The organism is Pseudomonas sp. AS2.8 (assembly GCF_014190935.1).
GTDB lineage: Bacteria > Pseudomonadota > Gammaproteobacteria > Pseudomonadales > Pseudomonadaceae > Chryseomonas.
The window spans coordinates 486,595-511,003 of sequence record NZ_JACHVV010000004.1 but is presented as its reverse complement, the minus strand read 5'-3'; the positions used below and the strand labels follow the sequence as shown (position 1 = coordinate 511,003).

The window sequence follows — 24,409 nt, the reverse complement described above, 5'->3', positions numbered from 1 at the left end:
GGCAGCTTCCGTGCCTTCTGCGAAGCCCTGGGCCGGCGGCAGATCACCGAATTCAACTACCGCTACCACACCGGCGAAGAGGCCCATATCTTCGTAGGCGTCCAGACCCATCCCCAGCGCGATCCGCGCGAGGCCCTGCTGCAGGGGCTGCGCGACCAGGGCTTTCCGGTGCTGGATCTGACCGACAACGAACTGGCCAAGCTGCACATCCGCCATACCGTGGGCGGTCACGCCGCGCGGGTCGGCCAGGAGCAGGTGTTCCGCTTCGAATTCCCCGAGCGCCCCGGGGCGCTGTTCGACTTCCTCGAAAAGCTGGGCGGGCGCTGGAACATCAGTATGTTCCATTACCGCAACCACGGCGCGGCGGATGGTCGGGTGTTCGCCGGGCTGGAAGCCAGCCAGGCCGAGCGGCCGGCGCTGCTGGCGACCCTGGATGCCATCGGCTATCGCTATTGGGACGAAACCGAGAATCCTGCTTACCGGTTGTTCCTGGGCTGAGGTCCGGCGGGGGCATACGGGTAGGGTAGATAACGGCGGAGCCTTATCCACCGTTGGCACGGGAGCCCGTTAGTGGAAAAGGCTGCGCCGTTTTCCACGCTACGGCGCTTAACCGCCCCCTCTCCCTCGGGGAGAGGGCTGGGGCGAGGGTGGCCCATACCGGAAGGTCCTGCCCGTTGGGCTTCGCTGCGCTCAGCACCAACCTACGAGGGCATACGGGTAGGGTGGATAACGGCGCAGCCTTATCCACCGTTACCACCGGAGCCCGTCAGTGGAAAAGGCTGCGCCGTTTTCCACGCTACGAAGTCCATTCGCCCCCTCTCCCTCTGGGAGAGGGCTGGGGTGAGGGTGGCCCATACCGGAAGGCCCTGCCCGTTGGGCTTCGCTACGCTCAGCGCTAACCTACGAGGCCAGCGGCTCTACCTGGATATCCGTCAATCCATGCACCTCCGCCTGGCGCAGGATGGCTGCGGCTGGGGCATCGGCGGCGGGCAGGGCGAGGCTGTTCTCGGCGTCGGCGCGCAGCTGTTCCAGCACGGCCAGGGCGGCTTCATGCGGGGCGAGACTGGCCTGCGGATGCTCGAGGTCGAGCTGGCGGGACTCGCCGTCCTTGCGATAGTGGACGCGAAACATGGGCATGGCGGCGGCCTCTAGGTAGGTCTCTAGACAGACTACCCCGGACGCACCGCCGTTCCGACTTAGAAGCTATTCACGATCTGCTGCGCGTCGGCCAAACGGCGTTGAAAATAGCTTCGGAATGCTCATTTACCACTCGTAAACTCTGCTTCCTCAGCCATTTTCGTGGGGCCGCCTAGGCCTTGTTTGGCTCTAGCTCGCGAGATCGTGAACAGCTTCTTACTTGAGGATGACCAGCTTGCCCTTGAGGGCGACACCGGCCATGAGGGCGCCGGCGTGGCACTCGTAGCGAGTGGGGTCGCTCCACTCGTTCTTCTTGTAGTAGCTGGTGATGTCGGTGACCGCATTGGCACCGGCGGCCTTGGCGGCTTCCTGCAGGCGGATCAGCGCCGATTGCAGCACCCAGCGGCAGGCGACCTCGTCGGTCTTGTTGAAGGCGTTGGTCTTCTGGTTGGTGGTGATGCTGGAGTTGACCACCGTGGCCTTGCCCGGCACCGGGTTGCCGGCCAGGTAGAACTTCACGCTGCCATCCAGGCGCTTGGCGGCCAGGGCTTCCTGGACGACTTCGGCGAAGGGCAGCTGCAGGGTGGTGTCGCGGGCCTGGGCGGCGCCGGGCAGCAGCGCGGCCAGGCTCAGGGTGAGGGCGAGGGTAGGGGCTAGGGTACGCATGGCGACTTCCTTGTGGTGGTGGGGATGACTGTTTAACCCAGAACGCTCGCTCCGTCAGCCGCGGGACCGGCGTTCTGCGCTATCGCGCAGGTCGCGGGCGGTCACTCCGCGTCGGCTGTGGGGGCGGGCAGCTGCAATTGCCGGCGGATGTCGGCGTCGAGCAACTGGACCCACTTGTTGTAGTTGCGATGGATGCGCTCGCCGTCGTAGTCGAGGCCGGCGCTGTCGCGGTAGCGGATCTGGTAGCCCTTGGTGCTGTAGGGGATGTCGACCCAGGCCTGGTGGCGATCGCGCACCACGATGCTGGCGACCACCAGGCCGGGGCTCTCCTGGCCGACGCTCCAGCCACGGCGTTCGAGGGTGTCGACGATGGCGCGGCGGACATCGGCGGCGTTCTCCACCCGATCGGCGGGAAAGACCTCCTGGGGCGTCACCAGGGGCGCGCGGGTGCAGGCCGCCAGGAACAGCAGAGCGGAGACGAGCAGCAGGCGACGCAACATGGGCATACCTCGGGAAAGGGTCATCAGGACCAGCGGCGGAAGATCAGCGAGGTGTTCACCCCGCCAAAGGCGAAATTGTTGTTCATCACATGGTCGGTACGCAGCGCGCGCGGCCCGCCGCGCAGATAGTCCAGTTCGCCGCACTGGGGATCCAGGTCGTCGAGGTTGAGCGTCGGCACGAACAGCTCCTCGTTCATCATGGCGATGCTGAACCAGGATTCCAGGGCGCCGCAGGCACCCAGGGTATGGCCCAGGTAGCTTTTCTGCGAGCTGATGGGCATGCGGGCGCCGAACAGCGCCTGGGTGGCGCGGGTCTCGGCGATGTCGCCCTGTTCGGTGGCGGTGCCGTGACCGTTGACGTAGCCAATGGCGTCCGGGGTCAGCCCGGCGTCTTCCAGGGCCAGCTCCATGGCGCGCTGCATGGTGGCCTGCTCGGGGCGGGTGGAGTGCTGGCCGTCGGCGTTGCTGCCGAAGCCGACGATCTCGGCGTGGATGTGCGCGCCGCGCGCCCGGGCGTGCTCCAGTTCTTCCAGCACCAGGATGCCGGCGCCCTCGCCGATCACCAGGCCGTCGCGACTACGGTCGTAGGGACGCGGCGAGGTCTGGGGGACGTCGTTGCGCAGGCTGGTGGCATAGAGGGTGTCGAAGACCATGGCCTCGCTGGGGCAGAGTTCCTCGGCGCCGCCGGCCAGCATCAGCGGCAGGCGCCCGAACTTGATCGCCTCGTAGGCGTAGCCGATGCCCTGGCTGCCGCTGGTGCAGGCGCTGGAGGTGGGGATCAGCCGACCCTTGAGGCCAAAGAACAGACTCAGGTTGGCGGCCGCCGTGTGCGGCATCATGCGCACATAGGTGTTGGCGTTGAGGCCCACCGCGGCGTCGCTGAGCAGCATGTTGGCCAGCGCCTTGATGTCGTCGGTGCTGCCGGTGGAGGAGCCGCAGGCCACGCCCATGCGGCCGTCGGTGATGCGCGGATCATCCAGCAGCCCGGCATCGGCCAGGGCGCGCTCGCCGGCGGCCACCGCCAGCTGGGAGACCCGCCCCATGCTGCGCAACTGCTTGCGGGTCCAGTGGCCCGGCACCTGGAAGTCGACGATGGGGCCGCCCAGGCGGGTGTTCATCTCGGTGTAGCGATCCCAGGCGTCCATGCGGCGGATGCCGCTCTGGCCGGCGAGAAAATGGTCGCGGATGGTCGGCCAGTCACTGCCCAGGGCGGTGACGCCGGCCATCCCGGTGATCACGACGCGGCGCGCGCTCATCAGCACAGCCCTCCGTTGACCGCCAGCACCTGGCGGGTGATGTAGCCGGCCTCGGGGGCGAGCAGGAAGGCCACGGCGTGGGCCACCTCCTCGGGGGTGCCCATGCGCCCGGCCGGGATCATCTCGAGGATCTTCTCCACCGGCACGTGCTCGTCGAGGATCTCGGTGTCGATCAGCCCCGGGGCCACGCAGTTGACGGTGATCTTGCGCTTGGCCAGCTCCACGGCCAGCGCCTTGGCGGCGCCGATCAGGCCGGCCTTGGAGGCACTGTAGTTGACCTGGCCGCGATTGCCGATCAGCCCGGAGACCGAGGTGATGCAGACGATGCGCCCCGGCGCGCGGCGGCGGATCATCGGCATGACCACCGGGTGCAGCACGTTGTAGAAGCCGTCGAGGTTGGTGCGCAGGACCACATCCCAATCCTCGCCGGTCAGCGCCGGAAAGGCGCCGTCGCGGGTCAGGCCGGCGTTGCAGACCACCCCGTAGTAGCCGCCGTGGGCCTCGGTGTCGGCCTCCAGGATGGCGGCGCAGGCGGCGCGGTCGCCGACGTCGAATTGCAGCACCCGGGCGCTGCGACCCAGGGCCTCGACCTCGGCACGCACGGCTTCGGCTTCCTCGCGGCGGCTGCGGCAGTGCAGCACCAGGTCATGGCCGGCGGCGGCCAGGCGCAGGGCGATGGCGCGGCCCAGGCCGCGGCTGGAACCGGTCACCAGGACCGGAGCGGGGGCGACGCTCATGGCGCGGGCTCCTCTAGATACAGATCCACCTGGGGTGGACGATAGACGTTCAGGCGGGCGCTGGCCTGGCAGCCAGGGCCCTGCAGGTGGCAGTCGAAGATGGCCATGCCATCGTCGTTTTCCAGCGCCGGCTGGGCGCGGATGCGCAATTCGCCGCCGGCGGGAAAGGCCGGCACGTCGCAGGCGAACTGGCGGGTGCCGAGCAGGAAGCCCAACGCCGGCGCCTCGCCGCGACGGCGCGCCTGGCAGCCGGCGAAGGCGGCCACGCTCTGGGCCATCAGCTCCACGCCGATCCAGGCCGGCAGGGCGCCCGCGGCATCGGTGAAGAGTCCGGGCCTTACCACCAGGCGGGTCTCGATGCCGCCCTCGTCACAGGCGAGGATCTCGTCGATCAGCAGCATGTCGCCGGCATGGGGCACCAGCTCGGCGAGGGTCCAGGGGATCATGGCGTGGCTCCGAGGATGAGGCTGACGTTGCTGCCGCCAAAGGCGAAGCTGTTGCTCATGGCGTGGCGGCGTCCGTCCAGGCGGCTGTCGCTCGAGGTCAGCGCCAGCCGCGGCAGGGCCGGATCGGCCTGGCCGTCCCAGCGCTGCGGCGGCAGCTGGCCGGCGGGATTGAGCCGCGGGTCCAGGATCAGCCAGGCGAAGGCGGCTTCCAGGGCGCCGGCGGCGCCGAGGGTATGGCCGGTCAGCGGCTTGGTGGAGGAGCAGGGCACCCCGGCCGGAAACACCTGGTGGGTGGCTTGGCTTTCCATGGCGTCGTTGTGCGGCGTGGCGGTGCCGTGCAGGTTGAGATAGCCGATGTCAGCCGCGTGCAGGCCGCTGGCGCGCAGGGCCGCCTGCATGGCCTGGACGGCGCCGCGGCCGCTGGGATCGGGGGCGGAGATATGGTGGGCATCGGAACTGGCGCCGCCGCCGAGCAGGGCGATGGGGCCGGGTTCGCGGGTCAGCAGGAACAGCGCCGCCCCTTCGCCGATGTTGATGCCGCAGCGATTGACCGAGAAGGGATTGCACAGCGACTCGCTGACCGCTTCGAGGGCGGCGAAGCCGTTCAGGGTCAGGCCGCAGAGGCTGTCGACGCCACCGCAGAGCACGGCGTCGCAATGCCCCTGGACCAGCAGCCGGCGGGCGCTGAGCAGGGCGCGGGCACTGCTGGTGCAGGCGGTGGAAAGGCCGTAGCAGGGCCCACTCAGGCCCAGGTAGCGGGCGAGGAAGTCCGCCGGCGCCACCAGTTCCTGCTGGGCGTACTGATAGCCCTCGGGCAACTGGCCGCTGCGCTGGTGCACGGCGATGCCCAGGCTGGCCTCATGGATGCCCGAGGTGCTGGTGCCCAGCACCACGCCGATGCGCGCCGGGCCGTGGCGCTCGATGGCCTGGCGCACCTGGGGCTCGATCTCGGTCAGGGCCGCCAGCAAGAGCTGGTTGTTGCGGCTGAAAAAGGGTGTCCACTCCAGCGGCCAGGCTGGCAGCGGCGCGGTGACGGTACCCACCGGCGGCTGGCGCTCGGGAATCCAGCCCGGGGTGGGCCGCATGCCGGCCGTATCACCGGCGAACAGGCCGCGGGCCACCGCGGCCTTGCCCTGGCCGAGGGCGCAGAGCAGGCCGAGGGCATTCAGGTAGGCGCTCAAGGCGCGGACTCCGGCAAGAGCGTCAGGCGATAGCGCGATGCGTCCGGCGCCTGCAGTTCCAGGCGGTCGGCGGCGGGATAGCGCACCTGCCAGTCCTTGAGGGTGCGGCTGCCATCGGCGGTTCTGTGCCAGTCGCCCGCGGCATAGGCGCGTGGCAACTGGTCGGTCGGGGTCAGGGCGAACAGCAGCACGCTGAAGAAGGTGCGCGCCCGGGGATTGGGCGGCAAGAGGCCGTCGGCGTGCCAGGCGCCGTCGATCAACTGCTGGCGCGCCTGGGGCACGCCCAGGGGATCGAACAGCGAAAAGCGCAGGGCGGCGCCCTCCGGCTGGATGGCCAGCAGCAGGGCGTCGCTGCCCTCGGCAGTCTGGCGCTCCACCTGGTAGACCAGCGCGCGCGCCAGCGGCGGCGGACTGCTGGGCAGCGGCGGCTGGCTGGCGCAGGCGGCAAGCAGCAGCAGGCAGGCCAGCGCGAAGACGAACGGACGGGGCAGGGTCATGCAGGATGGGCCGAATTCAGCTGGCAGAGCTCGACGAGCAGGCGCAGGCGCCGCTTGGGCTCCTTGACGAAGGGATTGCGAACGTCCCAGGCGTAGCCGGCGAGAATGGCGCAGATCATGCGCTTGATCTCGGGATCGGCGTGTTCGAAATAGATGACGTCCTGGAAGCTGCCATCGTACCAGCCCTCCACATAGGCACGGAACGTATCGACGCCCGCCTTGAGCGGCCGGGCGAATTCGGCTTCCCAATCCACCGGCTCGCCGCGCAACTGGCGATCCACCAGGGGCGCGGCCAGGCTGGCCGAGCGCAGGGCGATGGTGACGCCCGAGGAAAACACCGGGTCGAGAAACTCGGCTGCGTTGCCCAGCAGGGCGAAACCGGGGCCGTGCAGGCGCTTGACGTTGGCCGCGTAGCCGCCCAGTTCGCGCACCGGGGTATCCCAGACCGCATTGTGCAGCACCCGCGCCAGACTCGGGGTCTCGGCCACCCAGTCGCGCAGACAGGTGGCGAGATCGGGGGCGCGTCCGGCATAGCGCGCGGCGGCGGCGACCACCCCGATCGAGGTACGGCCGTCGCTGAAGGGAATGGTCCAGAACCAGACGTCGCGCAGAGTCGGATGGGTGGTGATGAGGATGCGCTGGCGGTCGAAGCGGGGGTCGTCGATGCGATCCTCGACATGGGTGAACAGGGCGCGGCGCACGGGGAAGTCCGAGGGCGCTTCCAGATCCAGCAGGCGGGGCAGGACGCGGCCGTAGCCGCTGGCGTCGAGCAGGAAGTCGGTGGTCAGCGGGTAAGCCTGGCCGTCGTCGCCCTGCACCTCGAGCCGGGTTCTTTCGCCGTCTTCCCCCAGGGTCACGGCGGTGACGCGCTGGCCGTAGCGGATCTCCACGCCCTGGCGCGTGGCGTCGTCGGCCAGGATCTTGTCGAAGGGGCCGCGCTGGACCTGGAAGGTGCTGCGGCCGCCGCTGTATGTATCGCGAAAGTCGAAGTCGGTGTAGCGCTCGCCCCAGGCGAAGGCCGCGCCAATCTTGGTCTGGAAGCCGGCCGCCTCGACCGCGGGCAGCATCCCGGCTTCCTCGACGAAGTCCAGGCTGTGGGACAGCAGGCTCTCGCCGATGGAAAAGCGCGGAAAGTGCTGGGCTTCCAGCACCAACACCGGATGGCCGCGGCGCTTGAGCAGGGCGGCGACCACGGCGCCCGCCGGGCCGGCACCGATGACGACCAGGGGATGATGTTCAACCATGACGAAGGTCCTTTTCGTGGGAGACGGGAGGCGAGGCCCAGGGCGCCAGCAGGAAGCTGAACACCAGGCCCAGGCTGATGGCCAGGCCGAAGTTGGCGATGGCCGGGGTGCTGCTGAGCATCAGCAGGCCGAACGACAGCCAGCTGCCGACGCCGGACAGCAGGCCGCCGAGCAGACTGACCGCCGCGCCGCCGATGGCCTCGTGCATGAGGATGGCGTAGTCCACGCCGATGGCGGTGATGAGCAGCAGGGCGAAGAGGCTGAACAGGGTCAGCGGCTGACCGAGCCAGCCCAGGCAGGCCAGGGCCGCGAGGGCCGCCAGCAGCGGCAGGCAGACGATGCGCAGCGCCGCGCGCCGGCCGAAGGCCCAGAGCAGCAGGAGAAAGATGGCGCCCGAGGCCAGCAGCTTGAGCTCCACCGCCAGGCGCTGGGTGTGGACGAACAGTCCGCGCAATTCGCCCAGGCGATCCACCCGTTGCACGCCGGGCAGGCCCGCGGCTACCGTCTGCAGCACCTGGGCATTGCCCAGGCCTTGCAGGCTGACCAGGCCGGCCGCGCCGCCATCGGTCGTGCGGCCCAGCCAGAGCGGGCGCCAGGGTTCGCCCAGGGGGCCGGCCAGCGCCTGGTCGAGACTCAGGTCGGGCTGGTGCTGCAGTTGCTTGAGTTCAGCTTCCAGCGCCTCAGGCGGGATGCCTACGGCCAGCAGCGGTTGCAGGCGCTCGCCCCAACCGGCCAGGGCCTGGCGCAATTCGGCCTGGGCCGCGGCGGGGGCGAGCAGACCGCTGAGGGCGCGATAGCCCTGCAGCTGGCCGGCGGCGACCAGGGCGTCGAGGCGCTGGCCCAGGGCGGTCTGGCGCTCCAGCACCTGGTCGGCGTCGGCGCCACGCACCAGGAAGAACTGGCTGGTGGGTTGCAGGCCGGTGAGGTGGGCGATGGCCTGGGCTTCGCGGGTCAGCGCCGGGTCCTGGCCGAGCCAGAGACGCAGGTCGTTCTGCAGGTGCAGCTGCCAGACACCGACGCCGCAAAAGGCCAGCAGGGCCAGTAGCAGCGGCAGGCTGCCGGTGCGTGCCAGCAGGCGCAGGCGCAGGTCGAGCAGCCGCTGCATGAAGCGCAGCGGCGCGGCGGGCGGCGCCAGGTCCAGGCGTTGCCACCAGGCCGGCAGCAGGCAGACGGTGGTGAGGTAGGCGCCGATCAGACCGGCGGCGGAAAATACCGCCACCTGGGTCAGCGCCGGAAAGGGCGTGCAGGCCAGCGCCAGATAGCCCAGCAGATTGGTCGCCAGGCTGAGTGACAGTCCGGGCAGGGTCTCGCGCAGGATGGCCGTGGCGTCCCAGGGACCGCCCTTCCAGCTCTTGCTCAGATAGTGCAGCGGATAGTCGGCGGCCACCCCGGTAAGGCTGGCGCCGAGGATCAGGGTGAGGGCGTTGATCTGGCCAAACAGCAGCACGCAGGCGGCGCTGCCGGCCAAGAGGGCCACGCCCACCGCCAAGAGGCTGAGCAGCACCCGCCAACGGCGGAACAGCCCCAGCAGCAGGGCCAGGGTGCCGAAGGTGGCGAGGCCGCCGATCAGCGACATCTCGCGACTGGCGGTGGCCTGGCCAGCGGCGGCGTATCTCAGGCCGCTGGCGGCCAGCAACTGACCGCCGTCGGCCATCACCTCGCGGCGGGCGGCCTCGATCAGGGCCTCCACCTGCGGCGGGGCATCGAAGTCGAAGGCATCGGCGCGGGTGCGGGCACGGACCAGCGCCCAGCTCAGGCCGTCGCCCTGGGTCAGCAGCAGGCCGCTGCCGGCATCGAATTGCACCTTGCTGGCCGGGGTGAGCTGGCGCTGCACCAGCAGGCCGAGGCCGAACCAGTCCTCTTCCAGAGGCAGGGCGCCGGCGCCAGCGAAGGGATCGAAGAGGGCCGCGGCGCGGGCCTGCAGATAGCTGTCCGGGTCATGCAGGAGCTGGTCACGCGCTGGCCCCGGTGCCAGCGCCAGGCGACTGGCCAGGAGTTGCTGGCGCAGGCCGGGCAGGTCAGGGGTGAGTTGCCACTGCACTTTCTCGAACAGCGGCTCCCGCGACCAGGCCTGGCCCAGGCGCTCGGCCAGGGCCGGCAGTTGCTCGCGCTGGGGATGACCGACCAGCAGCAGCACCTCGCGATTGAGCGGCTCGGCCATGCGCGCCTCGGCCTGCAGGGTCAGAGCATCACCGGCGCCCTGGGGCAAGAGCGCCAGCAGATCGGCGGCCACCGGCGGACCGTGCCGCCACTGCCAGGCGCTGAGCGCCAGCAGGGCCAGGAGCAACAGCAGGAAGGGGCGCTGCAGCCGGGTCACTGGAAGGCCGCGCGCTGGTCGGCGGAAAGGCTGTCGCGGGCCTGGCCGTCGAGCCTGAGCAGGCTGCGATCGCCCTGGGTCTCGCGGATTTCCACCTGCTCCACCAGGGTACCGCCCTGGATGAGGATGCCGTCGAACACCTGCTTGAGCAGGGCGCCGCGCGGGGTCAGGCGCAGCTGCCAGTGGCGGGCGTCACCGCTCAGGGCCAGTTCGAAGTCGCGCTCCAGGCCGCTGCGATCGCCGCCGAGCACGGCGAGGAACAGCGCACTCTGGCGCGCGGCCAGGTCGCTGCCGGGCAGCGGCGTCCAGCCGGCGGGGGTCTGCTTGGCGATGGCGCCAGGGGTGATGCGATAGGTCTGGGTCAGCGGCTTTTCCAGCTGCCAGAGCAGGCCCAGGCCACGGGCCAGGGTGAAGTGGCCGCTGCTGGTCAGCGGTTGTGGCAGGGCGCGCAGATAGCGCTGCTGGACGAAGCTGCCCGCGACCACGGCCGGACGCGCCAGCTGGGTGGCCAGGTCGTCGAGGTCGAAGGCCTGGGCCAGGGGGGCGGCCAGCACGAGTAGCAGGGCGATCAGTTTGCGCATGCCAGGGCCCTCTCCACGGCGTCGATGAAGACCCTGGGCGAAGCCAGCTGCATCTCGCGGCTGGCCATGTCCACGGCCACCTGCACGGTGCTGGCGCGGGTCAGGCGCTCGCCGGTGGCGGCATCGCTGATCAGGTAGTTGAGCTTGAGGCGGTTCTCCCACTCCACCAGATCGGCCTTGACCCGCACGCGCTGCTGGAACAGCAGGGGACGGATGTAGCGGATCTGCAGGTCGATCACCGGCCAGCCATAGCCGGATTCGCGCATCTGCAGGTAGTTATGGTCCAGGCGGTCGAGCAGGGCGCAGCGCGCCACTTCCAGGTATTTGACGTAATGGCCGTGCCAGGCGATTTCCATCATGTCGACGTCGAAGAAGGGGATCTGCATCTCCACCTCGACCTGCAGGGCACCGGTCTTACGCATAGAGCCTCCAGTGGCGGGCGCGGATCAGGGTCAGGGTCTGGCGCAATTCGGTCTCCAGGGCGCGGTCCTCGCGCAGGGGCGCAAAGGTCTCGCCCAGTTCGCGGTGCATGGCGGCCAGGGGCGCGGGCGGCTCCGTGCCCTGCTGACGCCTGAGCCAGACACCCTGCTGGGCGGCCAGCAGGGTGGCGGCGGCCACCTGCTCGGTGAGTTCCAGCACGCGCAGGGCGTCGCGGGCGGCGATGGTGCCCATGCTGACCTTGTCCTGGTTGTGGCATTCGGTGGAACGGGAAAAGACGCTGGCCGGCAGGGTGCCCTTGAGCGCCTCGGCCGTCCAGGCGCTGGCGCCGATCTGCACCGCCTTGAAGCCGTGGTTGAGCATGGCCCGCGCGGCCGGCGCGCCGGAGAGGTTGCCCGGCAGACCGTGGTTGTAGCGCGTGTCCACCAGCAGGGCGAGCTGGCGGTCGAGCAGGTCGGCGACGTTGGCCACCAGGGTCTTGAGGCTGTCCATGGCGCAGGCGATGTGGCCGCCATAGAAGTGGCCGCCATGCAGCACCCGCTCGTCCTCGGCGTCGATCAGCGGATTGTCGTTGGCGCTGTTGAGTTCGGTCTCGATGAACTGGCGCAGCCAGGGCAGGCTGTCGGCCAGGACCCCCAGCACGTGGGGCGCGCAGCGCAGCGAATAGCGGTCCTGCAGGCGGTGCAGCGGCGCGGCCGGGCCTTCGGCGGCCAGATCCGCGCGCAGCCAGGCGGCCACCTGGCCCTGGCCCGGATGGGGCTTGGCGGCGAACAGGCGCTGGTCGAAGTGCTCGGGATTGCCGGCCAGGGCCACCACGTTGAGGGCGGTGATGCGGGTCGCCAGGCGCAGCAGGTACTCGGCGCGGGCGAAGGCCAGGCAGGCGAGGCCGGTCATCACCGCGGTGCCGTTCATCAGCGCCAGGGCTTCCTTGGGCCGGAGCACCAGGGGCGTCCAGCCCAGTTCGGCGTGGACCTCGGCGGCGTCCCGTATCTCGTCGCGCCAGAGTACCTGGCGCTCGCCGCAGAGGGCGGCGGCGACGTAGGACAGCGGGGTGAGATCGCCACTGGCGCCCACCGAACCCTCTTCGGGGATCAGCGGCAGGATGTCTTCGCGCAGGAAGGCGGTGAGGCGTTCGAGCAATTCGACGCGCACCCCGGAGACCCCCTGGCACAGCGACTGCAACCGCGCCGCCAGCACCGCGCGGGTCGCCGCCGGGTCCAGGTGGCGACCCAGGCCGCAGCCGTGGAAGGTATAGAGCTGGCGCGGCAGCGCCGCGACCTGGGCCAGGGGCACGGCGACCACGCAGGAATCGCCGTAGCCGGTGGTGATGCCGTAGACCGAGCCTTCCCGGGCCAGCAGGGACTCGACGAAGCGCGCGCCGCGGGCGATGCCGTCGCGAAAGGCCGCGTCGTCCTGCAGGTCGGCCCGGGCCCGGCCCTCGGCCAGGGCGACCAGGTCTTCGAGGGCGAGGACCTGGCTACCAAAGCGCACACTAGCGTTCATCGCGACTCCAGAAGGGATAGAAGTTGAACCACTGCCGCGGCGCCTTGAGGCAATGGGCGGCGAGGCGCTCGGCATAGGCCTGGGCCAGGCCCTGGATACCGGCGGCACGCTCCTGGCGGCGCCAGGCCGGCGCCGGGGCGAAGTCTTCCAGGTAGAGGTGGTAGCCGTCGGCCTCGCGCAGGCAGAACAGCAGGTTGGTCGGGCAGCGCAGCAGGTGAGCCAGCAGCCAGGGCCCCTGGGGGAAGGGCGCCGGGGCGCCGAGAAAATCCACCGCCACGGTGCGGCCGCCATGCAGCGGCACCCGGTCGCCGGCGATGGCCAGCCATTCGCCGCGCTCCAGGCGCTCGCTCAGCTGCAGCATCACCGCCGGGTCCAGTTCGCTGACCTGGATCAGCCGCAGGTCGCTGGCGCCGGCCTCTTCCAGCAGGCGATTGAAGGCCTCGGCGTGGCGGGTGTGCACCAGCACATTGAGGCGTACCCGCCGCCCCAGCTGGGCCAGGGCGCGGCAGACTTCGAGGTTGCCCAGGTGGGCGGTGACCAGGATCTCGCCGCGCGGACCGTGCATGCGGCTGTGCACCTGATCCGGGTCGTGCAGTTGCACCTGATCCAGGCCGAGGCGGCCGTTCCAGGCGTCGAGCTTGTCCAGCAGGGCTTCGGCGAAGGCCATGAACTGGGCATAGCCGCTGCGCCAGCTGGGCTGCAGGTCGGGACGACCGCTCCAGTTGGCCAGGCGCTGCTGGTACTCGCGGATGCCACGGCGGGCGCGGGCGCCGAACAGGAAGAAGTACAGCACGATCAGCCGCAGCAGCGGGGCGATGGCGCGGCGGCCCAGGTGCCGCGCCAGCCAGGCGGTGAGGCGCATCAGCAGCGGGCTGCCGCGCTCGCGCTGCTGCGCCCAGTGGCCGCTCACGTGCGCACCCGGCGCCAGAGCAGGCGCGGCGCGCGCAGCAGCATGCCGAAGAACAGCCGGGTGTGCATGCGCGAGATCAGCACGTTGTCCTGCCAGAGGCGAAAGTGCGAACGGCCATCCAGCGGATAGTGCACCCGGGTCGGACGCCAGCGCATGGGCTGCTCGCGCCAGGCCAGGCGCACCAGGATCTCCGGGTCGAAATCCATGCGCTTGCCCAGGCCGCCGGCGCGGATCACCGCCAGGGTCGGTGCCAGCGGATAGACGCGAAAACCGCACATGCTGTCGCGGATCTCCAGCGACAGGCTGTTGATCCACACCCAGACATGGGTGAGGTAGCGGGCATAGAGCCGGCCCTTGGGCACCGAGTCGTCGAATTGCGGATAGCCGCAGATCAGTGCGTCTGGATAAGCCTGGGCCTCGGCGAGAAAGGCGGCCACGTCGGCCAGGTCGTGCTGGCCGTCGGCGTCCACCTGCAGGGCATGGCTGAAGCCCAGCCGCTGCGCCTCGGCGAGGCCGGCCATCACCGCGCCGCCCTTGCCCTGGTTGACCGGCAGGCGCAGCAGGTGGATGTCGGGTTGCCTGGCCAGTTCGTCCATCACCTGGGCGCAGGCGTGACTGGAGGCGTCGTCCACCAGCACGCAGGGCAGGGCGCGCTGGCGCAGCGCCTGGACCACCAGCGGCAGGGCGTGCTCGTGGTCGAACACCGGGATCACCGCGCAGGCACGAAAGCTCAAGACCGCGCCTCCCGGAGCAGGATGCGCCCGGAGGAGCAGGCCGCCGGACCCTGGCGAAAGGCGAAGTGCAGCTTGCTGCGGCTGGCGTCGAAGTGGAAGGTCAGGGTCACCCGATCGCCGGGGCGCAGCAGTTGCTGAAATTTCAGCACCTCCATCCCGGCGAACTCCGCCGGCAGGGCCAGGTGCTGGCGCGCCAGGCGCTGCGCCCAGCCCACCTGGACCACCCCGGGCACCACCGGCGCCGTGGCGAAGTGGCCGGAAAAGAACGCCAGGTCCGGGGCGATTTCCAGTTCCAGGCGCCAGCCATCTTCGGTCTGCTCCACGCTGAGTGGCTCGATCTCCACCGGCCGCGGCTGGGCCAGCAGGCGCTCCACCTCAGCCTGGGCCAGCTTGCCCTGGGCGCTGTAGGGCAGCGCCAGCAGCAGACGCCAGCGGCGCGGCAGGGCGATGGCCTCGCAGTGGCCGGCCAGGTGTTCGCGCAGCTCGGCCACCAAAGCGCGGCGACCGCCATTACGCAGCTGGTGCAGGCCGCGCTCGCTCAGGGCCACCAGGGCGCCGAGCAGGGCGCGACCCTGCTGCACCACGCCCAGGCGGACGTCGGCGATCGCGGGATGGCCGAGCAGGCGTGCTTCGAGGGCTGGCAGGGCGATGCGCTTTTCTTCCAGCTTGACGATGCGATCCAGGCGGCCAAGCAACTCGAAGCGGCCGTCGCCCAGCAGGCGCACGTCGTCCATGGTCTGCTCGCGCATGCCCCGGGGGAGATAGGGCGAGGTCAGCCAGAGGGCGCCCTCGGCATCCTGGCCCAGCTCGATGTCGGCAAAGGCCTGCCAGGGTTGTGGGCCTCTGCGCCAGGCGATGCCGCCGGTCTCGGAGCTGCCATAGACCTCGGTGGGATAACGACCGAAGCGTTGCTGACAGGCCTTGGCGGCCGCGCCCGGCAGCACGCCGCCAGAAGAGAATACCTGCACCACCTGGCCGAGGACGGCATCGTCGAGATTCTCGCCCAGGCGCTTGAGCAGCGCCGGACTGCTGATCCACACGGCGCGCCGGCCCTGGCGCAGCAGGGCGGCGGTCTCGCGCTGCAATTCCTCGGTGAAGGGCAGCGCCTGGCGGGCGAAGGGCCGGCCGGCGCAGAGCGGCCAGAGCACGCGGAACAGCAGGCCATAGATGTGCTGGGTGGAGACGCTGCCGAGGACGGTCGCCGCGCCGAGGGAAGCGCCCCAGAGACGCTCCAGGGCGGCGACCTCGTTGGCCAGCTGGAACAGCTGCTTGGCGATGGACTTGGGTTCACCGCTGGAGCCCGAGGTGCTCAGGGTCAGCAGCGGCGCCTGCAGATCGAGCCGGGCGGGCGCCAGCGGCTCGGCGGCCGTCCAGCCTTCGAGGTCGTCGAGCCAGGCGTCGAGCGTCGGCGCCAGGCGCGCGCGGGTGGCGGGCTGGGCATCGGCCGGCAGGATCACCTCGATCCCGGCGCGCCAGGCGCCGAGCAGGGCGCAGGCCAGGTCTTCGGCATCGTCCAGGTGCAAGGCCAGGCGCCTGAGACCGGCGTTCTCGAAGGCGGCCGCCAGCCGCAGGGCACGCTGCCTGAGCGCCAGGTCCAGCGGGCTCGCGGGCGCGAGCAATTCGGCGAGGGGGGTAAAGGTCATGGCAGCCTCCGCACGCGTTGGCGGACCAGCCATTCGCCGGCGAACAGCAGGCCCATCAGGCCATAGGCGATGACGCCGGTATAGAGCGTCCACCAGGCCAGCGGCGCCCACAGCGCCAGGCCGGCGGCGGTCAGCGCATTGCCCAGGAAGAACAGGCACCAGACCTGGGTCACCCGGCGGGTGTAGCGCACCGCGCGCGGCGGCAGCTCGGGTTCGCGCAGCCGCGCCAGGCGCTCGATCAGCGGCTGGCCGCGCAGCAGGCTCAGGCCGAACACCGCCAGCAGGAAGAGGCTGAGCAGCACCGGATACCAGCGCAGCAGGATGGCGGCGTCGCTCAGGGCCAGCAGCAGGCAGAAGCCCAGGGCGACCAGGGCGGTGCCGCGCTGCAGGCCGTTGAGGCCCGGTTGCAGCAGGCGCAGGCCCCAGAGGGCGCCGAGGCCGGCGGCGAACAACCGCGGCGAAAGGTGCTGCAGGCCGAAGTAGACGGCGAAGGGATAGGCCAGGCCGAGCAGGAGCAGCAGGGCACTGGCGACCAGGCCCAGGGGGGAGCGGGAGGGCAGGGCACTCATAGGCGGCGGATCAGGCGTCCGCCTGGCTGATGCGATGGACGGCCTCGACCACGTCACCCACGGTACGCACCTGGCGGAATTGCTCGGCGGCGATCTTGTGGCCGGTCTGGCGCCTCAGGTGGTCGATCAGGTCGACGGCGTCGATGCTGTCGATCTCCAGGTCCTCGTAGAGGTTGGCCTCCAGGGTCACCCGCTCGGGCTCCAGTTCGAAGAGTTCGACCAGGGCGCTGCGCAGGGTCTCGAAGATGGCTTCACGGCTTTGCATGGCGATCTCCTCAGGCGGCGCGCTGGGCGGCGACGAAGGCCGCAAGGGCGTTGACGTTGGCGAAATGGGTGCGGGTGTCCTTGGCCTCGGCGTCGATGCGGATGCCGTAGCGCTTCTGGATCGCCAGGCCCAGCTCCAGGGCGTCCACCGAATCCAGGCCCAGGCCGTCGCCGAACAGGATCTGGTCGTCGCCGATGTCGTCGACGGTGACGTCCTCGAGGCCGAGCGCCTCGATGATCAGGCCTTTGAGCTCGAGATTGAGATCAGTCATGGTTGCCGGTTTCCTTCAGGTAGAGCTGGTGCAGCTGGTCGTTGAGTTCACGCGACGCCAGCGGCAGCGGCCGCCCGGCGAAGGTGGTGGGATCGATGTCGGCGCCGACGTCCAGCTGGAAGTCGAAGCGCCGCGCGGGAATGCGATACCAGGGCGTGGCCTTGGTCAGGGTGCTGGGCACCACCCGGATGATCACCGGGGTGATGCAGCGGGCGCCGCGCAGGGCGATGGCCGCAGCACCACGATGGAAGCGCGGCGGCTCGCCGGGGGTGGTGCGGGTGCCCTCGGGAAAGATGATCAGCGTCTGGCCTTCGCGCAGGGCGTCGGCGGCTTCGTCGAGCATCTCGGCGCTGCCGTTGTTGCTGATGTAGCCGGCGGCCTGGATCTGCCGCTTGAGATAGGGGTTCTGCCAGAGGCCCTGCTTGACCACGCAATTGGCGTCGGGCACCAGGCCGATGAGCACCACCACGTCGATCAGCGAGGGGTGGTTGGCGATGATCAGCTGGCCCGGACGCCCCAGGCGCTCGCGGCCCTGGATACGCAGATTCATCACCCGGGTCAGCACCATGAAGGCGACGAAGAAGCGAAACAGTCGGGCATTGGCCCGCCGCGCACGCTGGCGGCGGCGCAGGGGATCGCCCGGCAGCACCAGCAGGAGCGGCAGGATCAGCAGACGAAAGACCAGGGCGCCGCAGCCGAACACCACGAAGTTGAGCCCCGTGGCCAGCAGTCGGTAGCCGTAGTCCAGGCGGCCGCTCATCCGCGGGCCTCCGCCTGCCAGTGCCAGGCGCGCCCGGCATAGGCGAGGTGCAGGGCGCCAGGCGCTTCCAGCAGGCGCAGCAACTCCAGGGCATGGGGCCAGGCGCTGGTCGCCGCATCCGCCGGGGCCGGCGCGCCGTTCAGGCCATGGCTGCTGCCCGGGGTGAGCAACAGGCCCACGGCATAGGGAAAGGGGACGTCGTCGATCTGCGGCGCATAGAGGGTTGGCGGCGCTTCCTCGGCGATCACCACCAGCACCCCGCTGGCGCCTTCGGCGAGCAGGGTGCAGGCCTCCAGCACGGCGTGTTCGAGGCCGTCGCGGCCGGTGGCCAGGGCGTTCATCTCGCTGTGGTCGCCACGCAGGATCGACCACTGGCCGATGATGGCGTTGTGCACCGAGAGGCTGAACTGGGTCGGCGAGAGCGGCTCGCCGCGGGCCAGTTCCTGGAGGATGGCCAGGGTGCGCGGGGTCTCGCCGTGGCGCGAGGCGAAGATCAGCGGCAGCGGTGCGCCATGGGCGTCGGCCAGCGGCCAGGCCACCTGGAAGGTCATGCGCGCCAGCCGGCTCAGGCGGCGCCGCTGCATGGCCGGCAGGAAGCTGGCATCGGGTTGGCTGCCGTCGTCCGCCGGACGCCAGGGCGCGGCGCACCACTGCCACCAGGCGGCCTGGTCGCCAAGACCAGGCGCCCAGGCGCGCCAATCGCTAATCTGGAAGTGCATGTTCACAGCCGAATCTACCCCGGAGCCTTGCGTGCTTGCCGTTTCATCTATCCCTGATGAGCAGGGTATTGCAGCGTTCGGCGCGCATTATCCAAGCGGCTCCCACCCTAGGCAAACATTTGTCTGAACTTTGCGAAGGGGTGACAGTCGCGGCGCCAAGCCAGGAACAGGCTAGCTTGGCGAGAGGTAGAGGGCCTCTTTTGAGGGAATGAAACGCCGCTCCGTGCGACGAGCGGCAGTGAAACGCGTGATTTGCGCGAGGCGGATGAAGGTAAGGCTGAAGGTTATCGCGATCAGTGCCGCCGGAGCCGCGCTAGGGTCGTTTTCATCTTCCTGGCGCGATCGGGGCTTGCGGTCAGGCCGCTGGCAGCGGCTGCAATCTCGATAGCCGGACCGCCACGGCCAGGGCCGCCAGCAGCAGGGCGCCGATGAACAGGCCGACGCCGGTCCAGCCCCCCAGGTGCCAGCAGACACCGCCCAGGGTGCCGGCGACGCTAGAACCGGCGTAGTAGCTGAACAGATAGAGCGAGGACGCCTGGCCCCGCGCCTGGCGCGCCCGCCGCCCCACCCAGCTGCTGGCCACGGAGTGGGCGCCGAAGAAGCCGAAGGTGAACAGCAGCATGCCCGGCAGTATCAGCCACAGCGAGCTGAACAGGGTCAGCAGCAGGCCACAAAGCTTGAGCACGATGGCCGCGGCGAACACCCGTCGCCGACCGAAGCGATCGGCCAGGCTGCCGAACTTGGCGGAGCTGTAGATGCCGGCCAGATAGACCAGCGAGAGGACGCCGATCCACGCCTGGCTCAGATGGTAGGGCTCGGCCAGCAGGCGATAGGCGATGTAGTTGAACAGGGTGACGAAGGCGCCCATCAGCAGGAAGGCCTCCAGGAACAGCCAGGGCAGCCCGGCATCGCGAAAGTGCAGGGCATAGCCGGCGAGCAGGCTGCGCGGCCGCAGGGCCCGTGGCTGGAAGCGTTTCGACGCCGGCAGGCTGCGCTTGAACAGCAGCGCCGCCACCAGGGCCAGCACCCCCAGGGCGCCGAGGGCGATGCGCCAGGAAACGAAGTCCACCAGCACCCCACTGATCACCCGGCCGGACATCCCGCCCAGGGCATTGCCACTGATATAGAGGCCCATGGCATAGCCCAGGTGCTCGGGGTGCACCTCTTCGGCCAGGTAGGTCATGGCCACCGCCGCCACCCCGGCCAGCGACAGCCCGACTAGGGCACGGGTCAGCAGGATGCCGTCCCAGGTGGGCATCAGGGCGCTGAGCAGGGTGAAGCCGCCCGCGGCGAACAGCGCATAGACCATCACCGACTTGCGGCCGATGGCGTCGGAGATCGGCCCGGTCACCAGCAGGCCGCAGGCCATCAGCCCGGTGGCCAGGGACAGCGACAGACTGCTGGCCGCGGCGGTGAGGCCGAAGGCCTGGGAAAAGATCGGCATCAGCGGCTGCACGCAATAGAGCAGGGCGAAGGTGGCGAAGCCGCCGCAGAACAACGCCAGGGCGGTGCGCAGGAATTGCGGCGTGCCCTTCTCGATGAAGGCGGCGGGCTCGTGCTGCGCCTCGTTGGCGGCAGGCAGGGTGGCCAGCGCAGGAGCGGGCGGGGTAGCGGACGACCGGGACGTGTTCACGGGTACCTCAGGGCAGGTCTGACCTCATCACCCTAGGCTGGCGACTGCCATATATCCAATATATTGTCCGTCTCGATTGATAGGTTTTACGACTCAATGGAAGACGTATGGAATTGCGCCACCTGAGGTACTTCGTGGCGGTGGCCGAGGAACTGCACTTCGGCCGCGCCGCCCAGCGCCTGAATCTCTCCCAGCCACCGCTCAGCCAGCAGATCCAGGCCCTGGAAACCGAACTGGGCACCCGCCTGCTGGAACGCACCAACCGACGCGTCGCCCTGACCGAGGCCGGCCGGCTGTTTCTCGACGAAGCCCGGCAGATCCTCCTGGCCAGCGAACGCGCCGCCGAACGCGTCCGGCGCGCCGGCCGCGGCGAGACCGGGCAGTTGCAGGTGGGCTTCAGCGCCTCTTCGCCTTTCGTCGCCACCATCCCCAAGACGCTGTTCGCCTACCGCCGCGCCTATCCCGAGGTGCGCCTGCAACTGCAGGAGATGAGCAGTCGCGAACAGATCGACGCCATGCTCGCCGGCAACCTGCAGATCGGCCTGATCCGCCCCATCGAATTGCCCGACGCCCTGGTGGCGGTCGAACTCTTCCGCGAACCCCTGGTGGTCGCCCTGCGCCACGACCATCCCCTGGCCCAGCAAGGCACCAGCCCGCTGCCCCTGGCCGCGCTCGCCGACGAGCCCTTCGTGTACTTCCCGCGCAGCTTCGGCACCGGTCTCTACCAGCAGCTCCACAGCCTCGCCGCCCGCGCCGGCTTCACTCCGCGCATCGTCCAGGAGGCCAGCGAGGTCCTCATCATCCTCGGTCTGGTCGCCGCCGGCCTCGGCGTCACCGTGCTGCCCGCCACCTACCAGCGCACCCAGATGGAAGGGCTGGTGTATCGCGAGCTGGACGATCCGGAGGCCACTTCGGCGGTGTGGTTGCTCAGGCGGCGGGATGAGGTGTCGCCGCAGGCGGAGGCATTTGTGGGCTTGTTGATGAGCGCAGCGCAGTAGCGGGCTTGCCCGACCAGGCGGTTTGCTCCCCCTAGTCCGGTGTCGAGTCGGTCGGCGTCTTGCGGCGCAGGCGATTGGCGGCGCGGGCATCCTCGCTCGTGGCGAAGAAGTCGAGCTTGACCAGGCGTGACACGATGGCGGCTTCGCTGCGCTGGACCCGTGCGGCGATACGGGCGACATCCAGTTGGGCCTCGTACCAGAGTTGCGCAAGCTGGGTGTCGTCTTCGGCTGTCCACCGAGCGCCCGCCTGGGCGGGTTTGTTGACCGTCTCGGCGACCAAATCGGGCCTTGCAGCAGGGATCGACGGCAGCGGCTGCCAGCCGTCCGCGGCCTGAGAAGCCCACAGCCACAGCGAACCGTCGTCGCATAGGGCGCAAAGCCGGTTGGATGCCGACTCCGCATCGGCAGGCAATACCTGAATCTGGATGATCTTGCGCACGGCTGGGCCTCCGGTTTCTGGTCGGAAGGGGAGGATAGAGCAGGAAGATTGCAGTGGTTCTGGGTGCCTTGTCCAAATTCAGGCGTTTGGGTTCGCCCTCACCCCGGCCCTCTCCCTAGGGGAGAGGGGGCGTTTGGGCGGGGTGCGGTGTCTTGCGGTGTTGGGCTTCGACGATGGGGCTGTCTCAACCCAACCTACGGTGATGGGTTGTCCTCGCCCTGAGAGAGAGGGGCGTTTGGAGCGGGTGCGGTGCAGTAGTGGGCGTAGGTTGGGTTGAGCGCAGCGAAGCCCAACAGGGTCCGGTCCTGCTCAGTAGTAGCTGCGCATCACCGCGATCCCGGCCTCCAGTACCTCCCGCCATTCCTGGCGCAGTGCAGGAGAGAAGTCCGGATCGTGTCGGGCCAGGGTGGCGAGCAGGCAGTCGACCCAGAGGTCGTAGAGTTCGGCGTCGATGTCCAGTCGTGCGCGGCAATGGCTTTCGCCGAGCTGGCGCAGCTTGGTGGCGGGCATGCCACGGGCGACGAGGACCAGGTTCATGATGCCGTGGCGCAGCAGCTGTTGCTGGGCGGCCATGTCGGTGTGGGCGAATTTCTCCCGCACCCGGGGCGAGCTGGCCAGGAAGCGCTGATAGAAGTCATCGAAGAAGACGGGGCTGGCGCAGCAGCGTCCGTAGCTCAGCATCACGTTCTGGGCCGGCAGCATGCGGATTCCTGGGCGGGCATGAGGCGACGCAGCCTGCCTGGAGGAGAGGGCTGGCGTCTTGATCCAGGTCAGGGCGACAGCCAATCGACGGCTCTGAAACATTTTGAACCAATTCACGAGGCGGCTTCTCTACCCTAGGCGCAGCGGTAGCCGAGAAACCCCTACTCCAGAGGGCCTGGTCCGTCGCGGCGCGACTATCGTCCCCTGGAGAATCCCATGAGTCAGACACCCCTGTTACTCGGCTTTGTCATCATGTCGCTGGCTTCCCTGGCCATCTATGCCAAGGGCGCCCACCGCGGACCGCTGCGTGGTCATACCCTGGTCCATGCCGCCGTGCCCTTCATCGCCGCCACGGCCTATCTGGCCATGTACCTGGGGGTCGGCAATCTGATCAAGCCGGACGGCAGCATCACCTACGTCGCCCGCTACCTGGACTGGACCTTCACCACGCCGCTGCTGCTGGCCGGGGTGGTGAGTTCGGCCTACCTGGGTGCCCGCGAGCAGGAAGGCGAGGCCGGTTTCGTGGCCTCCATCGTCACCCTCGACGTGGTGATGATCGTGACCGGTCTGGTCGCGTCCCTGGCGCCCTACGGCACCCTCAAGTGGGTGTTCTTCGCCTGGTCCTGCGCGGCCTTCGTCGGGGTGCTCTATTTGCTGTGGAAGCCGCTGGCGGCCCTGGCTGGGCAGCACGCGGCGATCGGCGCAGCCTATCGCAAGAACGTCGGCTTTCTCAGCGTGCTCTGGCTGATCTACCCAGTGGTCTTCGCCGTGGGGCCGGAGGGTGTCTGGGCGGTGAGTGACACCGCCACTGTCTGGGTCTTCCTGATCCTCGATGTGCTGGCCAAGGTGGTTTACGCCTTCACCTCCGAGCGCAATCTCAAGGCGGCTCTGGCACGGCCTGGCGTCTGAGCATGACGACCACCGGGCGCGGCGGGCTGGTGCTGCTGCCGGCCGCCGGGCTCGCCAGCCTGGCAGGCGGGGCGGGGCAGCTGGCCTTCGCGTTGCTGGTGGGTCTGGGGCTTGGCCTCCTGCATGGCGCCAGCGATCTGCGCCTGGTCGCTCCCGCACGGCGCCTCGCCTTTCTTGGCAGCTACCTGGCGACGGCCCTGGCCTGCCTGCTCTGCTGGCAACTGGCGGGGACACTGGCGCTGCCACTGTTCCTGCTGCTGTCGATCTGGCATTTCGCCCATGAAGACGAACTTCTCGCCGATCGGCTGAGTGCGCTGGCGCTGGGACTGTTCATCGTGGGTGGTCCGGCGGTGCTGCATGAGGCGGCCGTCGCCCGGCTGCTGGCACTGGCCATGGGGCCGGATGCCGCTTCGGCGCTGGCGACGGGGCTGGCCAGGTCGCTTGCCCTGGGTGGGGCCTTGGCGCTGCCGGTGCTGCTGCTGGCCGCCTGGCAACGCCGCTGTCCCTGGCTGGCGGCCACGCTGCTGGCGGTGGTGCTGGCGCCGCCTCTGGTCGGTTTCGCGCTGGGTTTCTACCTGCTGCACGCCGCGCCCCAGACCGGGGTACGCCAGCGGCTGCTGGGGGCGCCTACCTTCACGGCCTATCTGCAGCTGACCTGGCCGATCCTGCTGGGCGCGGCCGTTTTCACCCTGGCCGGTGGCCTGGTCTTCGTACTGCAGGAGCGCACCGGCATCCGGGCGCTGTTCGCCGTGCTGGCGGCCTTCGCCGTACCCCACATGCTGGTGCTGCCGCGCTTTCTCGCCCCGGGTGCCGAGGCCACACCGCGCTCAGGGCCGCAGATGGTTGAGCGGTAGCTCGGTGCTGGCCAGGATCTGGTTGAGCACGAAACTCGAGCGCACGCTGGAGACCCCCTCGATGCGCGTCAGGGTGCCCAGCAGCAGCTGCTGATAGTGCTCCATGTCGGGCACGACGACCTTGAGCTGGTAATCCGCATCCATGCCGGTGACCAGGCAGCACTCCAGTACCTCGGGGCACTGGGCGATGATCGCTTGGAAGTTCTCGAAGCGCTCCGGGGTATGCCTGTCCATGCCGATCAGCACGAAGGCGGTCAGCGACAGCCCGAGCTTCTTGCGATCCAGCAGGGCGACCTGGCGGGTGATATAGCCGCTGTCTTCCAGTTGCTTGACCCGTCGCGAGCAGGGTGAGGGCGACAGGCCGATGCGTTCGGCCAGTTCCTGGTTGGAGAGGCGCGCGTCGCGCTGCAGTTCTGCCAAGATTTTCAGATCGAAGCGATCGAGTTTGTCCATTTTGCATGCCTTGCGCTAGCCGATTGCGCCTAATGCTAGGTTTATGG

General features: G+C 69.5%; 28 protein-coding genes and 1 pseudogene. 4 read left to right on the top strand and 25 right to left on the bottom strand.

The genetic code is table 11. The features are described 5' to 3' along the window. Window positions 1-498 (top strand): annotated as a pseudogene (locus FHR73_RS19040) (threonine ammonia-lyase, biosynthetic); the annotation flags it as partial. Window positions 499-900: 402 nt separating this feature from the next. Here FHR73_RS19040 and FHR73_RS19035 read toward each other — a convergent pair. The 22 genes from FHR73_RS19035 to FHR73_RS18930 form a co-directional block, all read right to left on the bottom strand. Continuing rightward, window positions 901-1,137, bottom strand: coding sequence for a hypothetical protein (locus FHR73_RS19035; RefSeq protein ID WP_183633336.1), 237 nt, complete (start codon window positions 1,135-1,137; stop codon window positions 901-903). A gap of 216 nt (window positions 1,138-1,353) precedes the next feature. Next, window positions 1,354-1,803 carry an excinuclease gene (locus FHR73_RS19030; RefSeq protein ID WP_183633335.1) on the bottom strand — a complete coding sequence of 150 codons (450 nt, stop codon included), beginning with the start codon at window positions 1,801-1,803 and terminating at the stop codon, window positions 1,354-1,356. Window positions 1,804-1,904: 101 nt separating this feature from the next. Then, window positions 1,905-2,303, bottom strand: coding sequence for a hypothetical protein (locus FHR73_RS19025; protein ID WP_183633334.1), 399 nt, complete (start codon window positions 2,301-2,303; stop codon window positions 1,905-1,907). A 23-nt stretch (window positions 2,304-2,326) separates the two neighbouring features. Further along, window positions 2,327-3,559 carry a beta-ketoacyl-ACP synthase gene (locus FHR73_RS19020; protein ID WP_183633333.1) on the bottom strand — a complete coding sequence of 411 codons (1,233 nt, stop codon included), beginning with the start codon at window positions 3,557-3,559 and terminating at the stop codon, window positions 2,327-2,329. Beyond that, on the bottom strand, window positions 3,559-4,296 hold the full coding sequence (fabG, locus tag FHR73_RS19015) for a 3-oxoacyl-ACP reductase FabG (protein WP_007161063.1): 738 nt from the start codon (window positions 4,294-4,296) through the stop codon (window positions 3,559-3,561). The genes FHR73_RS19020 and fabG overlap by 1 nt, the downstream gene beginning before the upstream one ends. Next, the gene (locus tag FHR73_RS19010; protein ID WP_183633332.1) at window positions 4,293-4,742 is read right to left on the bottom strand and encodes a hotdog family protein; all 450 of its coding nucleotides are present in this window, start codon (window positions 4,740-4,742) and stop codon (window positions 4,293-4,295) included. Before FHR73_RS19010 ends, fabG begins: the two co-directional genes overlap by 4 nt. Next, window positions 4,739-5,923, bottom strand: coding sequence for a beta-ketoacyl-[acyl-carrier-protein] synthase family protein (locus FHR73_RS19005; RefSeq protein ID WP_183633331.1), 1,185 nt, complete (start codon window positions 5,921-5,923; stop codon window positions 4,739-4,741). Before FHR73_RS19005 ends, FHR73_RS19010 begins: the two co-directional genes overlap by 4 nt. Then, window positions 5,920-6,420: a hypothetical protein gene (locus FHR73_RS19000; RefSeq protein ID WP_183633330.1), complete on the bottom strand. Its 501-nt coding sequence runs from the start codon at window positions 6,418-6,420 to the stop codon at window positions 5,920-5,922. The genes FHR73_RS19005 and FHR73_RS19000 overlap by 4 nt, the downstream gene beginning before the upstream one ends. Then, window positions 6,417-7,664: an NAD(P)/FAD-dependent oxidoreductase gene (locus FHR73_RS18995; protein ID WP_183633329.1), complete on the bottom strand. Its 1,248-nt coding sequence runs from the start codon at window positions 7,662-7,664 to the stop codon at window positions 6,417-6,419. The genes FHR73_RS19000 and FHR73_RS18995 overlap by 4 nt, the downstream gene beginning before the upstream one ends. Then, on the bottom strand, window positions 7,657-9,981 hold the full coding sequence (locus tag FHR73_RS18990; RefSeq protein WP_183633328.1) for an MMPL family transporter: 2,325 nt from the start codon (window positions 9,979-9,981) through the stop codon (window positions 7,657-7,659). Before FHR73_RS18990 ends, FHR73_RS18995 begins: the two co-directional genes overlap by 8 nt. Continuing rightward, window positions 9,978-10,562 (bottom strand): outer membrane lipoprotein carrier protein LolA, encoded by a 585-nt coding sequence (locus tag FHR73_RS18985; protein WP_183633327.1) that lies wholly within the window; start codon window positions 10,560-10,562, stop codon window positions 9,978-9,980. The genes FHR73_RS18990 and FHR73_RS18985 overlap by 4 nt, the downstream gene beginning before the upstream one ends. Continuing rightward, on the bottom strand, window positions 10,550-10,984 hold the full coding sequence (locus tag FHR73_RS18980; protein WP_145151584.1) for a thioesterase family protein: 435 nt from the start codon (window positions 10,982-10,984) through the stop codon (window positions 10,550-10,552). Before FHR73_RS18980 ends, FHR73_RS18985 begins: the two co-directional genes overlap by 13 nt. Beyond that, window positions 10,977-12,503, bottom strand: coding sequence for a histidine ammonia-lyase (hutH, locus tag FHR73_RS18975; protein WP_183633326.1), 1,527 nt, complete (start codon window positions 12,501-12,503; stop codon window positions 10,977-10,979). Before hutH ends, FHR73_RS18980 begins: the two co-directional genes overlap by 8 nt. Next, window positions 12,493-13,365: a glycosyl transferase gene (locus FHR73_RS18970; protein ID WP_260175753.1), complete on the bottom strand. Its 873-nt coding sequence runs from the start codon at window positions 13,363-13,365 to the stop codon at window positions 12,493-12,495. The genes hutH and FHR73_RS18970 overlap by 11 nt, the downstream gene beginning before the upstream one ends. Before the next feature lie 44 nt (window positions 13,366-13,409). Continuing rightward, window positions 13,410-14,147: a glycosyltransferase family 2 protein gene (locus FHR73_RS18965; protein ID WP_183633324.1), complete on the bottom strand. Its 738-nt coding sequence runs from the start codon at window positions 14,145-14,147 to the stop codon at window positions 13,410-13,412. Beyond that, window positions 14,144-15,790: an AMP-binding protein gene (locus FHR73_RS18960; protein WP_183633323.1), complete on the bottom strand. Its 1,647-nt coding sequence runs from the start codon at window positions 15,788-15,790 to the stop codon at window positions 14,144-14,146. Before FHR73_RS18960 ends, FHR73_RS18965 begins: the two co-directional genes overlap by 4 nt. Then, complete coding sequence (locus FHR73_RS18955; protein ID WP_183633322.1) at window positions 15,787-16,359, bottom strand: hypothetical protein; 573 nt, start codon at window positions 16,357-16,359, stop codon at window positions 15,787-15,789. Before FHR73_RS18955 ends, FHR73_RS18960 begins: the two co-directional genes overlap by 4 nt. Window positions 16,360-16,369: 10 nt before the next feature. Further along, window positions 16,370-16,624 carry an acyl carrier protein gene (locus tag FHR73_RS18950; protein WP_027599969.1) on the bottom strand — a complete coding sequence of 85 codons (255 nt, stop codon included), beginning with the start codon at window positions 16,622-16,624 and terminating at the stop codon, window positions 16,370-16,372. A 10-nt stretch (window positions 16,625-16,634) separates the two neighbouring features. Further along, window positions 16,635-16,895 (bottom strand): phosphopantetheine-binding protein, encoded by a 261-nt coding sequence (locus tag FHR73_RS18945; RefSeq protein WP_007161049.1) that lies wholly within the window; start codon window positions 16,893-16,895, stop codon window positions 16,635-16,637. Continuing rightward, on the bottom strand, window positions 16,888-17,655 hold the full coding sequence (locus FHR73_RS18940; protein WP_183633321.1) for a 1-acyl-sn-glycerol-3-phosphate acyltransferase: 768 nt from the start codon (window positions 17,653-17,655) through the stop codon (window positions 16,888-16,890). Before FHR73_RS18940 ends, FHR73_RS18945 begins: the two co-directional genes overlap by 8 nt. Further along, window positions 17,652-18,374: a beta-ketoacyl synthase chain length factor gene (locus tag FHR73_RS18935; RefSeq protein ID WP_221191608.1), complete on the bottom strand. Its 723-nt coding sequence runs from the start codon at window positions 18,372-18,374 to the stop codon at window positions 17,652-17,654. Before FHR73_RS18935 ends, FHR73_RS18940 begins: the two co-directional genes overlap by 4 nt. Window positions 18,375-18,729: 355 nt before the next feature. Further along, window positions 18,730-20,007 carry an MFS transporter gene (locus tag FHR73_RS18930; RefSeq protein ID WP_183633317.1) on the bottom strand — a complete coding sequence of 426 codons (1,278 nt, stop codon included), beginning with the start codon at window positions 20,005-20,007 and terminating at the stop codon, window positions 18,730-18,732. Window positions 20,008-20,114: 107 nt separating this feature from the next. Here FHR73_RS18930 and FHR73_RS18925 point away from each other — a divergent pair, with 107 nt between their 5' ends. Continuing rightward, window positions 20,115-21,005, top strand: coding sequence for a LysR substrate-binding domain-containing protein (locus tag FHR73_RS18925; RefSeq protein ID WP_183633315.1), 891 nt, complete (start codon window positions 20,115-20,117; stop codon window positions 21,003-21,005). 31 nt (window positions 21,006-21,036) lie between these two features. On the opposite strand, the gene FHR73_RS18920 is transcribed toward FHR73_RS18925, so the two are convergent. Beyond that, window positions 21,037-21,444 (bottom strand): hypothetical protein, encoded by a 408-nt coding sequence (locus FHR73_RS18920; protein WP_183633313.1) that lies wholly within the window; start codon window positions 21,442-21,444, stop codon window positions 21,037-21,039. 309 nt (window positions 21,445-21,753) lie between these two features. Then, the gene (locus FHR73_RS18915; RefSeq protein ID WP_183633311.1) at window positions 21,754-22,146 is read right to left on the bottom strand and encodes a globin domain-containing protein; all 393 of its coding nucleotides are present in this window, start codon (window positions 22,144-22,146) and stop codon (window positions 21,754-21,756) included. A gap of 216 nt (window positions 22,147-22,362) precedes the next feature. On the opposite strand from FHR73_RS18915, the gene FHR73_RS18910 reads away from it, so the two are divergent. Beyond that, on the top strand, window positions 22,363-23,055 hold the full coding sequence (locus FHR73_RS18910; protein WP_183633309.1) for a bacteriorhodopsin: 693 nt from the start codon (window positions 22,363-22,365) through the stop codon (window positions 23,053-23,055). 2 nt (window positions 23,056-23,057) lie between these two features. After that, window positions 23,058-23,909, top strand: a complete 852-nt coding sequence (locus FHR73_RS18905; protein WP_183633307.1) for a Brp/Blh family beta-carotene 15,15'-dioxygenase — start codon at window positions 23,058-23,060, stop codon at window positions 23,907-23,909. Here the strand turns inward: FHR73_RS18905 and FHR73_RS18900 are convergent. Next, window positions 23,883-24,362 carry an Lrp/AsnC family transcriptional regulator gene (locus FHR73_RS18900; protein ID WP_064309082.1) on the bottom strand — a complete coding sequence of 160 codons (480 nt, stop codon included), beginning with the start codon at window positions 24,360-24,362 and terminating at the stop codon, window positions 23,883-23,885. The genes FHR73_RS18905 and FHR73_RS18900 overlap by 27 nt on opposite strands. Window positions 24,363-24,409 lie beyond the last annotated feature (47 nt).